We start from the raw sequence: 12876 nt of genomic DNA on the forward strand, positions 1-12876 counted from the left end.
GGAACGGAGGTCCGGCCGGATTGGCCTTCGGGCTCTCAGTCCTCGTCGCCGTCTTCGTTTTCGTCCCCTTCGTCGGCGCGGTAGCCCGGCAGCGAGGGCCAGCGCACGGTGAGCACCACCGAGTCCTCCTCCGCGTACCAGGAGTGGTCGACCCCGCGTCCCCACACGACGTAGTCCCCCTGCTCGGCCAGTACGACGCTCCGGCCGGGGAACTCCAGCCGGAACCGGCCGCTGATCAGCACCTGCAAGGCCGTACGGGACTCCCCGCGCACCCACTGCGCCCGCTCCTCACCCTTGGGGTGGACGCCCCACTTGATCTCCACGTCCGCGCTGTGGCGGGGATCGCCGGGCTCCTTGAAGTGCCCCAGCAGCCAGCCCCGGTCGACGGCGGCGTCGGGGGTGGCCTTGCCGGTGTAGATGGCGGGGTGGGTGGGGTGCGCGGGATTGGTGGGGTGCGTGGGATTGGTGGCGTGCGTGGGGTGCGTGGGATGCGTGGGGTCGCTCACGGGGTGAGGTTAATGCAGTTGTCGGAGCCGTCGGCGGCTGGTGAGCTGGCCCGATGACGATGGATCCGGATGACCTGCTGAAGGTGCGCGCCGAGTTCGACTCCGTGATGCGACGGGATGCGCGGCCCGACACGAGTGACGCGCGCGTGGAACGGGCGGGTGCGGTCGTACGGCAGATCGTGCCCGGCACCGGAGGGAACATGGTGCTCTGGTCGGACCTCGACGAGCACACGGCGGATGCGGCGATCGCGGAGCAGGTGGCGTTCTTCACGGAGCTCGCCGGCCGGGGCGAGGTCCCGTCGGCGGAGTTCGAGTGGAAGCTGTACGGCCACGACCGCCCCGCCGACCTCGGGGACCGGCTGCGCGCGGCCGGCTTCGTGGCGGAGCCTGCGGAAACGCTGCTGGTGGGGCGGGTGGAGGAGCTCGCCACCCTGTCGGTGGAACCGCCGGAGGGCATCACGCTGCGGGTGGTGACCGACGAGGTGGGCGTGGACCTGATGATGGAGGCCCACCGCCGCGCCTTCGGCGCGGATCGCCCGCGCATCAGAGAGCTGATGCTGAACCTGCTGCGGGACGAGCCGGACACGATCGAAGCCGTCGTCGCGATGGCGGGCGACACCCCGGTGAGCGCGGCCCGGATGGAAATGCGCCCGGGCAGCCCCTTCGCGGGCCTGTGGGGCGGCGGCACGGTCCCGGAATGGCGAGGCCACGGCATCTACCGCCTCCTGGTGGCCCACCGCGCCCGCGTGGCGGCGGACCGGGGCATCCGGTACCTCCAGGTCGACGCATCGGAGGACAGCCGCCCGATCCTGGAACGGCTGGGCTTCGATGTGCTGGGGGTGACGGTGCCCTGGGTTTGGGAGGGGTAGGGGCCGGTCCTTGGCTGCGTGGGGTTCCGGGGGGCGTCCCGGCAGTCCAGTGTCCTTTCGGTGTGGGACGGTCCCTCAAGGGCGCTCCCTTTGGTCGCGTCGCTTCGCGATGGCCTTCGGCCACCCTTGACCGACCGACCCACACCGAAACGCCACAAGACTTCCGGGATCCCCCCGGGGAATGGCCGGGGGGAGGAGTGGGGAGGAGCGGCCTCGTCTGAGATGCGCAGCCCCCTTTGGTCGGTGGGCATCCGGATAGGGCTCCGGCAGGACCGTGAGCTCAGCCGGTACGGACGCGCGGGGCGATCAGAGCATCCAGGGCCGGGCGTCTGGACACCCTTCCCGTGACCGTCGACCGCCACCCCGAGCGCAAGGACGCCCACAAGCCCCTCAGGGCCGGTGGGCGCGACAGATCGCTACGTACTCTCGCTCGGCTTAGCGACTAGCGACCGGCCGTGGCTGATCTAGCCGAACTGGCCGATCTCGCCGATCTCGGCGGTCTCGGCGGTCTCGTCGGTCTCGGCGGTCTCGGCGGTCTAGGGGGTGGCTGCGAGGGCGGTGTGGGACGGACGGTGCCGCACGGTGGGAGCTATGGCGGAGGGGAGGGTCAGGAATTGGTGTTGAGGAAGCCGATGGTTACCGCGCCCCACCAGCAGAGCTGGGAGATGAGGGCGGTGGCTCCGCCCCAGAGCAGGAGGCGCGGGGTGGCGGCGGGTGCGGCCGCGAGACGGTGGCCGAGGATGCCTGCCTGGAGACCGTTGAGGGTCAGGAGGACGACGAGCCCGAGCTTGGCGAGGGTGAGGGGCGAGTTGAGATCGGGTTCCAGCATCATCCCGCTCACGACAAGACCACCGAGTCCGGCCCAGATCGGAATGTGAAGCCGGGACGTCGCACCGACCACCTCAGCGAGGGTGCAACGCCTCATGGCCCACAGCAGACCGTAGTAGTCGGCGGACAGAACCGCGCCGAAGCCGACGACGAGCGAGGCGAGGTGCGCGAAGAGCGCCGCCGTGTGCAGCGCCGGATCGGTCTTCACGTGAACGGAAACCCACAGCCCGACCGTCAGAACGATCATCGCCCCAAGCCCTGCGGCCACGACCGTCCACCAAGAGTCGTACAGGCGGACAGGACGAGCAGACAGATCAGCGGCGGGGGACGACATGGCGATGAGCTCCGAAGGCAGGGCAGCCGCGAGCGCGACTTGGGCGAGGTAAGGCTTACCTAAACATCCCATAAGGTCAAAGCCCGTCCACCGCCCAAGACGGATGACACCGCTTCTCCACCCTTTGCCCTCAAATATTCGGCCACACATATCAAGCCATGGGACGGCCTGCAGTCGCCAAGCCGAGTGGGAGGAGAACCGGCCGCGTGCGGCTTATGTCCAGCCAAGGCCGGTCGCTAGCCGCTAAGCCGAGCGAGAGTACGTAGCGATCTGTCGCGCCCACCGGCCCTGAGGCCCTTCTCGTCCACCTTGCGCTCGGGGTGGCGGTCGGCGGTCACGGGAAGGGTGTCCAGACGCCCGGCCCTGGATGCTCTGATCGCCCCGCGCGTCCGTACCGGCTGAGGTCACGGTCCTGCCGGATCCGTGCACAGATGCCCACCAACCAAAGGGGGCTGCGCAACTCAGACCAGGCCGCCCCTCGCTCACTCCCCCCTGGCCATTCCCCGGGGGGATCCCGGAAGTCTTGTGTTTTTCCGTGGTGGGACGGTCCGTCAAGGGTGGCCGAAGGCCATCGCGAAGCGACGCGACCGCAGGGAGCGCCCTTGACGGACCGTCCCACCACGGAAGGACGCTCGACTGCCGGGACGCCGCCCGGCCCCCACGCAGCCAAGGACCAGCCCGCAGCACAGGCCCCCACCCCCACCAAGATGGGCCCGCAGGTAGGGGCGAACGCCTTCCGCCCACCGGGACCAACGGGGCAAGATCTCAGCCATGGCAGCAACGACAGGATCCGCCCACCGCGTCGCCCCTCCCCTCGCCGGGGGCGAGCGCGAGACGCTCCGCGCGTACCTCGACTTCCACCGGGCCACCCTCGCCTGGAAGTGCGAGGGCCTCACCGACGAGGAGTTGCGCCGTCAGGCGTCCCCGCCCTCCACGCTGTCCCTGCTCGGACTGGTCCGGCACATGGCGGAGGTGGAGCGGCACTGGTTCCGGCGCACCTTCGGCGGGGCGGAGGTGCCCCACCTGTGGTCGGACACCCACGACTTCCAGGCCGCCTACGACGCCTCCGGCTCGACCCGCGCCGAGGCCTTCGCGGCTTGGCGGGCGGAGGTCGAGCACGCCCGCACGGTGGAGGCGGCCGCCGAGTCCCTCGACGTGACGGTGCGCGTCGAGAAGTGGGAGGAGGACGCCTCGCTGCGCCTGCTCATGCTGCACATGATCCACGAGTACGCCCGCCACAACGGTCACGCCGACTTCCTCCGCGAGGCAGTCGACGGCGCCACGGGCGCCTGAGTCCACTCCCCGGCGTCGGCCGGTCGACGCCGACGGCGCCGCGGCCGGCGGCCAGGGGCGTCCGGGACCGGCTCACCGGCCCACCGGCCCACCGGCCCTCCGGCCCACAAGCCCATCGCCGCAGAACTTCACCCCCTGGCCACCCTGGCCACAGCTTGACCAGCACCCTCCCGCCCCGGGAAGCTGATGCCCACTCAAACCACCGGCGCTGGGGGGAAATTGACCAGCCAGAATCTACACATCGGGCCGGACGCGGCAGCGGACCGCTACCGCTTACTCCGGTCCATCGGGCGCGGCGGGGAGGCCGTGCTCTATCTCGCGGAGATCGAGCTCGCGGGAGGATCCGAGCCCGTCGTCGTGAAGGTGCTCGACTCCAAGACCACGATCACCCCGGACGTCTTCGACCGGATCAGCCAGAAGTGGAACGAGCAGGCGGAACTGCTGCGCTTCGTCCACCGCCCCGGTGTCGTGGGCGTGCGGGAGCATTTCGAGGGGCCGCCGATCCACCGGCCCGGGGAGTCCTCGACGCTGACCGGGCGGGCCCTGGTCCTGGTCATGAACCACGTCGACGGACTCGACCTGCGGGACTGGCGGGCCGAGCGGACCCTCGCCACGGCCGCCGAGCGGCGCGAAGTGATGCGCACGCTGGAGCAGTTGGCCGACGTACTGGACTGGCTGCACTCGGGGAAGGCCACCCCCTCCGGGCGTCAGGTGATCCACGGTGACCTTTCCCCCGGCAATGTCATGGTCGACGCGCACGGGCAGGCCACCCTGGTGGACTTCGGCCTCAGCAAACTGACCGCCGACCACCAGACGGCCGAGGTGTGGTTCACCCAGGGCTACGCGGCGCCGGAGGTCTTCGAGGGGAAGCGGACCCCGGGCGCGGACCGGTACGCCTTCGGGGCCCTCGCGTACTTCCTGCTGAGCGGGGAGTCCCCGCCCTCGACGCCCGAACTGCTGGCCGGGGCCCTCGTACGGCTGCCGCAGTTCGCCGTACTGGACGCGGAGCAGCGGGCGCGGATCGCCTCCATCTACGCCGCCGACCCGCTGAAGCGTCCGGTGAACCTGGCGGGCTGGATGAAGGACATCCGCCGCGCGGTGGTGTCCACGACCTCCTCCACCTCGCAGCGCGTGGTCCACGACGCGGTGCCGGTACCGCCGGTGGCTCCCGCGGCCGCGGCCCCTGCCCCGCCGAAGCCCGTGGCCCCGCCGCAGCAGCCGTCACAGCCGCCGTCCGCGCCGGTGGCGGCCCCGACGCCGGCCCCGGCCGTCCCGGCGAGTCCCCCGGCGCAGCCGGTGTACGTCCCACCGCCCGTCGAGCCGGTCTACACCCCGCCGCCGGTGCAGGCGAGCGTGCCCGACGGGTACGGTCCCGCGGCCGTGTCCCGTACGGAACCGCTCCCCGAGCCGCCGCCGGCCCCGCGCAAGAAGCGGCGTACCGGGCTGGTGCTCGGGGCGCTGCTCGCCGTGCTGCTGGTGGCCGCGGGCACGGTGGTCGGCGTAAAGGTGCTCGGAGACAAGAAGGACGCGGACGACTCGAACACGGCGTCCGGCGGGGACAAGGCCGCCTCGTCCCCAGCCGTGACGCCGACCGCTTCCGCGGAGCCCACGCCCAGTGATTCCGCTCCCGAGAACTCCGCCGCTCCGTCGGACTCGGCGAGCCCCTCGGCTCCGGGGGTGCCGAAGGACACCAACGTCGCCGATCTGACACTGCTGCCGTCGGTCGGACAGGACAACGACTTCAAGGTCGGCTCCGCCAAGCTGAACACGCGGGAGTACGGGGCCGCCCTCCTCGGCAGCTGCTACTACGGTGCGACCGTCGAGTACGACGTGAACCGCGCCTGGTCCACGCTGGAGTTCACCGCGGGCATGGACGACGGCTCGACCATGGAACAGGCCCGCATCAGCATCTCCGTGGACGATCAGCCCGCGCTCTTCTCGGAGGTGGTCCACCTGGGCAAGCCGGTCACCAAGTCCTTGGACATCAAGGGGGCCCTGCGTCTGCGGCTGAAGGTGGAGACGGGCTGCAAGGACTCCGGCAACGCCGTCATCGCCGCTCCCCAGCTCAAGCGGTAGCCCCGCCAGGCCCGCACGAAGGCGGCCCCGCACCGGAGAACCGGTGCGGGGCCGCCTTCGTGCGTACGGTGCGACTACTCGGAGACGCCCAGCCGCTCCAGGATGAGCTCCTTGACGCGTGCCGCGTCGGCCTGGCCGCGGGTGGTCTTCATGACCGCTCCGACCAGCGCGCCGACGGCGGCGATCTTGCCGCCGCGGATCTTGTCGGCGATGCCCGCGTTGCCCGCGATGGCCTCGTCCACGGCCGCGCCGAGCGCGCCCTCGTCCGAGACGACCTTCAGGCCGCGCTTCTCGACGACCTCGTCCGGGGTGCCCTCGCCGGCGAGGACGCCTTCGAGGACCTGGCGGGCCAGCTTGTCGTTGAGCTCACCGGCCGCCACCAGGGCCGCGACGCGCGCGACCTGGACGGGGGTGATGGGCAGCTCGTCGACGACGACGCCCTGCTCGTTGGCGTTGCGCGCCAGCTCGCCCATCCACCACTTGCGGGCGGCGGTCGAGTCGGCGCCGGCCTCGATGGTGGCGACGATGGAGTCCACCGCGCCCGCGTTGAGGATCGACTGCATGTCGTGCTCGGTGACGCCCCACTCCTGGAGGAGGCGGTTGCGGCGCACGCGCGGCATCTCCGGCAGGCCGGAGCGCAGCTCCTCGACCCAGGTGCGGGCCGGGGCGATCGGGACCAGGTCGGGCTCCGGGAAGTACCGGTAGTCCTCGGCGTTGTCCTTGATGCGGCCGGCCGTGGTGGAGCCGTCCTCCTCGTGGAAGTGCCGGGTCTCCTGCACGATCGAGCCGCCGGAGGAGAGCACCGCCGCGTGGCGCTGGATCTCGAAGCGGGCGGCGCGCTCGACGGAGCGCAGCGAGTTGACGTTCTTCGTCTCGCTGCGGGTGCCGAACTCGGACTCGGGGGTGGGGCGCAGCGACAGGTTGACGTCGCAGCGCATCTGGCCCTTGTCCATGCGGGCCTCGGAGACGCCGAGCGCCTTGATGACCTCGCGCAGTTCGGCGACGTACGCCTTGGCCACCTCGGGGGCGCGCTCGCCCGCGCCCTCGATCGGCTTGGTGACGATCTCGATGAGGGGGATGCCGGCACGGTTGTAGTCCAGCAGCGAGTGGGACGCGCCGTGGATGCGGCCGGTGGCGCCGCCGACGTGCAGCGACTTGCCGGTGTCCTCCTCCATGTGGGCGCGCTCGATCTCCACGCGGAAGATCTCGCCGTCCTCCAGCTGGACGTCGAGGAAGCCGTTGAAGGCGATCGGCTCGTCGTACTGGGAGGTCTGGAAGTTCTTCGGCATGTCCGGGTAGAAGTAGTTCTTCCGGGCGAAGCGGCACCACTCGGCGATCTCGCAGTTCAGCGCGAGACCGATCTTGATGGCGGACTCGATGCCGATCTCGTTGACGACCGGCAGCGCGCCGGGCAGGCCGAGACAGACCGGGCAGGTCTGCGAGTTGGGGTCGGCGCCCAGCTCGGTCGAGCAGCCGCAGAACATCTTGGTCTTCGTGCCGAGCTCGACATGGACCTCCAGGCCCATGACGGGGTCGTACGACGCGAGGGCGTCCTCGTACGACAGCAGTTCAATGGCAGTCACAGTGGAAATTCCCTCTCAGCCCAGCAGGACGTCGTCGTCGCCGAGACGCTTCAGCTCGCGGTACAGGATCGCGAGGCCGGTGACGATGGCGGCGGCGGACACGACGGCGTCGATCAGCTTCAGCGTGTCGTGCTCGGTGCGGGCCTTCTTGGCCTGCTTGACCACGCTGAGGGCACCGAAAGCGGTGGTGCCGATCGACAGGTACGTACCGGACTTGGACTTCCTGAAGCCCTTGGCCTTGGACAGCGCACTCGTGTTGGAACTCACAGCGACGGAGCCTCCTCAAGCAGCGGGTGGCCCCAGCGCTCGACGAAGGCGGCCTCGACTGCGGCACCCACCTTGTACAGGCGGTCGTCCTTCATCGCCGGGGCGATGATCTGGAGCCCGACCGGCAGACCGTCCTCCGGGGCCAGGCCGCAGGGCAGCGACATGGCGGAGTTGCCGGCCAGGTTGGTCGGGATGGTGCACAGGTCCGCGAGGTACATCGCCAGCGGGTCGTCGGTGCGCTCACCGATCGCGAAGGCGGTGGTGGGCGTGGTCGGGGAGACGATCACGTCGACCTGCTCGAAGGCCTTCTCGAAGTCCCGCGTGATGAGCGTGCGGACCTTCTGGGCGGAGCCGTAGTACGCGTCGTAGTAGCCGGAGCTGAGCGCGTACGTGCCGAGGATGATGCGGCGCTTGACCTCGTCGCCGAAACCGGCTTCGCGGGTCAGGGCGGTGACGTCCTCGGCGGACTTGGTGCCGTCGTCGCCGACGCGCAGGCCGTAGCGCATGGCGTCGAAGCGGGCCAGGTTCGAGGAGCACTCGGACGGCGCGATCAGGTAGTACGCGGCCATCGCGAGGTCGAAGGACGGGCAGTCCAGCTCCACGATCTCGGCGCCCAGCTCCTTGAGGAGGGCGACGGACTCGTTGAACCGCTGGACGACGCCGGCCTGGTAGCCCTCGCCTGCGAACTGCTTGACGACACCGACGCGCATGCCGGCGACGGACCCGTTGCGGGCCGCCTCGACGACCGGCGGGACCGGGGCGTCGATGGAGGTCGAGTCCATCGGGTCGTGGCCGGCGATGACCTCGTGGAGGAGGGCCGCGTCCAGGACCGTACGGGCGCAGGGGCCGCCCTGGTCGAGGGAGGAGGAGAAGGCCACCATGCCGTAGCGGGAGACGCCGCCGTAGGTGGGCTTCACGCCGACGGTGCCGGTGAGGGCGGCGGGCTGGCGGATGGAACCGCCGGTGTCCGTGCCGATGGCCAGCGGCGCCTGGAAGGCGGCCAGCGCGGCCGCGGAGCCGCCGCCGGAGCCGCCGGGGACCCGGGTGAGGTCCCAGGGGTTGCCGGTGGGCCCGTAGGCGCTGTTCTCGGTGGAGGACCCCATGGCGAACTCGTCCATGTTGGTCTTGCCGAGGATGACGACGTCGGCTTCCTTCAGCTTGCGCGTCAGGGTGGCGTCGTACGGCGGGATCCAGCCTTCGAGGATCTTCGAGCCGACGGTGGTGGGGATCCCGACGGTGGTGAAGATGTCCTTGAGGGCGAGCGGTACGCCGGCCAGCGGGCCGAGCTTCTCGCCGCGCTCGCGCTTGGCGTCGACGGCGGCCGCCTGGGCCAGCGCGCCCTCGCGGTCGACGTGCAGGAAGGCGTTGACCTTCTCGTCGGTCGCCCCGATGCGGGCCAGGTGGGCCTCGGTGACCTCGACGGCCGTGAGCTCGCCGGAGGCGATCTTCTCGGCGGTCTGGGCGGCCGTGAGCCGGATGATGTCGATGGTGCTGTTGATGTCAGCCATGGTGATTAGTCCTCCCCCAGGATCTGCGGCACCTTGAAACGCTGCTGCTCCTGGGCGGGAGCGCCGGAAAGCGCCTGCTCGGGGGTGAGCGACGGACGGACCTCGTCCGCGCGCATGACGTTCGTCAGCGGCAGCGGGTGGGAGGTCGGCGGGACGTCTTGGTCGGCGACCTCGGAAACGCGGGCGACCGCGCCGATGATGTCGTCGAGCTGTCCAGCGAAGTGGTCGAGCTCTTCGCTCTTCAGCTCCAGACGTGCCAGCCGAGCGAGGTGGGCGACCTCCTCGCGCGTGATGCCAGGCATGCAGCGATCCTCTGGGGGTTCGAGTGTGTAGGTTTCGGCCCCAATCCTATGGGGCCCCGCCCCCGCCCGGCGCCCCGGTTTGCCGCCGGGGCGGTACGAAGGCCCCGCGCGGGCCGATTTCCGCCATGGGGCGGGCCGCCCGTGGGACCGGGCACCGCCCGTGCCCGGCTGCGGATGCACCGCTGCGCGGGGCGAAGTCCCCGCTGCGACCCTTGCCGCTGCGCGGGGCGGAGTTCCCCTACCCGCCCTTCCCCCGTTCCCCGGGCTCCGCCCGGACCCCCTGGGGCTCCGCCCCAGACCCCGCGCCTCAAACGCCGGCGAGGCTGGAGTGTGCCGCGCAGCGGCATCTCCAGCCCGTCCGGCGTTTGAGGACCGGGTCCGGGCGGAGCCCGGAGAACGGGGGAAGGGCGGGTAGGGGACGGCCCCGCAGGGCAGGCGTCAGGACGGGACGGTCAGCTCGGCGCGGGCGGCCGCCACGGTTTCGGGCAGGGTGGAGTGGACCGTGAGGTCCGGCCTCGAGAGGGACAGCTGCGTGACGACGTCCGCACGCCGCGGGTAGCCGGGGTCGGCGCCGACGACCAGGCGGCGGCCCGGGGTGGCCGCGGCCGCGCCGAGTTCGTACAGGGTGATCGGCTGGACCGTGAGGGACGCGTCGCACGCCGGGAACCAGAACAACGTCAGGTCCGCCCGCAGCAGGTGCGCGTACTCCCACGCGATCTGGACGTCCGTCTGCGAAGGGTCGGACACGTCGAAGTCCGCCCGCCGCGGGTTGAGCACGACGAAGTCGGCCAGAGCGGCCGCCGCCTGGGGCTGCCAGCGCGGACAGTGCGTGATCCCGCCCGCCAGGAAGACCGACGGCGGGTCGCCCGGCGCGGGCCGGTGCACCGCCGGTGCCTCCACGTACCTCACGGGGACTGCGCCGCCGCCGCGGACGCCGCCTCCGCGGCCAGCTCCGCCGTGATGTCCGCCGGCCGCCGCCAGCCGCGCTCCCCGCGGGCCAGCAGCCAGGCCGTGGCCTCCTGCGGAGGCATCGCGGCGGCGACCAGCCAGCCCTGGACGGCGTCGCAGCCCAGGTCGCGCAGGCGCTCCCACGTCTCGTCGTCCTCGACGCCCTCCGCGACGACCAGCAGGCCCAGCGAGTGGGCGAGGTCCACCGTGCAGCGGACGATCTCCGCGTCCTGGGCGTCCACCGCGAGCCTCGCCACGAACGACCGGTCGATCTTCAGTTCGCTGACCGGCAGCCGCCGCAGGTGGACGAGGGAGGAGTAGCCCGTGCCGAAGTCGTCGAGGGACATCTTCACGCCGTGGCCGGTCAGCCCGGCCATGGTGTCGGCGGCCCGCTGCGGGTCCTCCAGCAGGACGTGCTCCGTTATCTCCAGCTGGAGCCCGCTCGCCGGGACCCCGTGCCGGGCGAGGCGCGCGGCCACGGCGCCCGCGAAGCCGGGGGTGTGGACGTCGCGCGGCGACACGTTGACGGCGACCGGGACCTTGAGGCCCTGGGCCCGCCACCGGGCGACCTGCGCGAGCGCGGTCTCCAGTACGTACTCGGTCAGGTGGGGCATCAGCCCGGAGGTCTCCGCGATCGCGATGAACTCGTCCGGGGAGACCCGCCCGCGTTCCGGGTGCACCCAGCGCACCAGTGCTTCCAGCCCGGCCACCTTGCCGTCGAAGCGGACCTTCGGCTGGTAGTGCAGTTCCACCTCGCCCGCGTCCAGCGCCCGGCGCAGGTCGCCCAGCAGGCCGAGCCGGTCGGGGGTGTTGCTGTCGCGCTTGGACTCGTAGACCTCGACTCCGGTCCGGTCCCGCTTCGCCTGGTACATGGCGACGTCGGCGCGGCGCAGCAGTCCCTCCGCGTCCAGCGCGTGGTCGGGGAAGACGGCGAGGCCGGCGCTGGCTTCCAGGACCAGGGTCAGGCCGTCCAGGTCGAGGGGGGAGCTGAGTTCGGCGACCAGGTTGCGGGCGATCCGCTGGGCGCTGGTGGTGGAGTCCGCGATGGGCAGGAGGACGGCGAACTCGTCGCCGCCCAGCCGGGCCGCCTCGGCGTCCGGGGGCAGGGCCTGGCGCAGCCGGTCCGCGATCTGCAGGAGCAGCCGGTCGCCGGCGAGGTGGCCGAGGGTGTCGTTGACCGCGCGGAAGCGGTCCAGGTCGATCAGGACCAGCGCCGCGCGGGTGCCCGACCGTTCGGCCTGGTCGAGGGCGCTCCAGGCCCGCTCCAGCAGCCACTGCCGGTTGGGCAGTCCGGTGAGCGGGTCCCGCAGCTGCTCCTCGGCGCGCGCCCGGGCGATCCACAGCGTGGAGTCCAGGGCGATCAGCGGTACGGCGAACAGCGGCAGCAGTACGGGCTGCGATTCGGCGACCACGCAGATCAGCGGGGCGATGCCGAGGAGCGCGACGGCGACCAGGGCCTGGCGCAGCAGCGCGGTACGGGCGACCGTGGGCAGTCCCCCGCCGCTCGGGGCGAGCGCGAGCCACAGCAGGAGGCGGGTGACGAGCAGGTAGGCGAGCGCGACGAAGACGACTTCGGGTACCGCGTCGAGCTCCCAGCCGGTGGGCTTCCACGGATCCTCGACGGAGGGCGACTCGCCGAACGCGGCGAGGACGAGGGCGCCCGCGCCGATGCCGAGGATGTCGGTGGCTCCGTGCAGCAGGCCCTGGCGCCAGCGGTGCCTGCGGGCGGCGCCGACGAGGGAGACCACGGCGAGGGAGACCAGCCCGGCGGGGACCCATCCGTAGAGGATGAGGACGCCGAGGGTGAGGGCCGCGCCCGATCCGGTGCCGCCCCACCAGCGGTCGCGGCCGAGGGCGACGAGGTGGCCGACGATGATGCCGGTGAGCAGGGCGAGCGCCCAGCCGACCGGGCCGCCGGGGAACAGGGCGTGACGGCTGGTCAGCGCGGTGACGACGCCGATGCCGAGCACGAGGGCGGCGAGGCCCACGACGGCGAAGGGCAGCGCGGCGCGGCGGCCGGTCGGGCCCTGGCCCGCGCCGGTGTCGAGCGGTCGCGCTTGCGGTGTCCTGGAACCCAGGACACCGAGCCGGCCCGTCCGCATGGACGGGAACTCCCCGCCGAAATCTGGTGACGGGTCGGCGCTTTCGGTGGGTTTCATGCCCGTCCCTCTCACAGCCGGCGATGCCGATGCCACGCGATGGCCCCGATGTCATGCCATCACGGCCGGAATCGTGTCAAGCAGCCGTGCACGACAGGCGCACCCCTCAACAGTAGGACGCGGGAGGCGCCCAGGGGCAGCGGTCGGCGGCGGTTGCCCGAATACGACCCAGCCATCCTCATCAGTACGGTATCCGCCGAACG

The 12876-nt window shown here is 71.7% G+C and carries 11 protein-coding genes; 3 read left to right on the top strand and 8 right to left on the bottom strand.

The window, feature by feature from the left end; genetic code table 11:
- Nucleotides 1–35: 35 nt before the first annotated feature.
- Complete coding sequence (locus OHA37_RS11140) at nucleotides 36–419, bottom strand: signal peptidase I (RefSeq protein WP_266912674.1); 384 nt, start codon at nucleotides 417–419, stop codon at nucleotides 36–38.
- 146 nt (nucleotides 420–565) lie between these two features.
- Here OHA37_RS11140 and OHA37_RS11145 point away from each other — a divergent pair, with 146 nt between their 5' ends.
- Nucleotides 566–1375, top strand: coding sequence for a GNAT family N-acetyltransferase (locus tag OHA37_RS11145; protein WP_266912676.1), 810 nt, complete (start codon nucleotides 566–568; stop codon nucleotides 1373–1375).
- A gap of 607 nt (nucleotides 1376–1982) precedes the next feature.
- Here the strand turns inward: OHA37_RS11145 and OHA37_RS11150 are convergent.
- On the bottom strand, nucleotides 1983–2450 hold the full coding sequence (locus tag OHA37_RS11150; protein ID WP_266904181.1) for a hypothetical protein: 468 nt from the start codon (nucleotides 2448–2450) through the stop codon (nucleotides 1983–1985).
- A gap of 858 nt (nucleotides 2451–3308) precedes the next feature.
- Here OHA37_RS11150 and OHA37_RS11155 point away from each other — a divergent pair.
- Nucleotides 3309–3830: a DinB family protein gene (locus tag OHA37_RS11155; RefSeq protein ID WP_266904183.1), complete on the top strand. Its 522-nt coding sequence runs from the start codon at nucleotides 3309–3311 to the stop codon at nucleotides 3828–3830.
- Between the two features lie 219 nt (nucleotides 3831–4049).
- Nucleotides 4050–5906, top strand: a complete 1857-nt coding sequence (locus OHA37_RS11160; protein ID WP_266904185.1) for a protein kinase domain-containing protein — start codon at nucleotides 4050–4052, stop codon at nucleotides 5904–5906.
- 74 nt (nucleotides 5907–5980) lie between these two features.
- On the opposite strand, the gene gatB is transcribed toward OHA37_RS11160, so the two are convergent.
- From gatB to OHA37_RS11190, 6 genes are all read right to left on the bottom strand, one after another.
- On the bottom strand, nucleotides 5981–7489 hold the full coding sequence (gene gatB, locus OHA37_RS11165; RefSeq protein ID WP_266904187.1) for an Asp-tRNA(Asn)/Glu-tRNA(Gln) amidotransferase subunit GatB: 1509 nt from the start codon (nucleotides 7487–7489) through the stop codon (nucleotides 5981–5983).
- A 15-nt stretch (nucleotides 7490–7504) separates the two neighbouring features.
- On the bottom strand, nucleotides 7505–7756 hold the full coding sequence (locus OHA37_RS11170; RefSeq protein ID WP_266904189.1) for a hypothetical protein: 252 nt from the start codon (nucleotides 7754–7756) through the stop codon (nucleotides 7505–7507).
- Complete coding sequence (gatA, locus tag OHA37_RS11175) at nucleotides 7753–9264, bottom strand: Asp-tRNA(Asn)/Glu-tRNA(Gln) amidotransferase subunit GatA (protein WP_266904191.1); 1512 nt, start codon at nucleotides 9262–9264, stop codon at nucleotides 7753–7755. The genes OHA37_RS11170 and gatA overlap by 4 nt, the downstream gene beginning before the upstream one ends.
- Nucleotides 9265–9269: 5 nt before the next feature.
- The gene (gene gatC / locus OHA37_RS11180; protein WP_007266718.1) at nucleotides 9270–9566 is read right to left on the bottom strand and encodes an Asp-tRNA(Asn)/Glu-tRNA(Gln) amidotransferase subunit GatC; all 297 of its coding nucleotides are present in this window, start codon (nucleotides 9564–9566) and stop codon (nucleotides 9270–9272) included.
- A gap of 438 nt (nucleotides 9567–10004) precedes the next feature.
- Nucleotides 10005–10451, bottom strand: a complete 447-nt coding sequence (locus OHA37_RS11185) for a nucleoside 2-deoxyribosyltransferase domain-containing protein (protein WP_328693436.1) — start codon at nucleotides 10449–10451, stop codon at nucleotides 10005–10007.
- Nucleotides 10452–10471: 20 nt separating this feature from the next.
- A complete protein-coding gene (locus OHA37_RS11190) occupies nucleotides 10472–12673 on the bottom strand; it encodes a putative bifunctional diguanylate cyclase/phosphodiesterase (protein WP_266904195.1) in 2202 nt (733 codons plus the stop codon).
- Between the last annotated feature and the right edge of the window lie 203 nt (nucleotides 12674–12876).

Source organism: Streptomyces sp. NBC_00335 (assembly GCF_036127095.1).
In the GTDB taxonomy this organism is placed as follows: domain Bacteria; phylum Actinomycetota; class Actinomycetes; order Streptomycetales; family Streptomycetaceae; genus Streptomyces.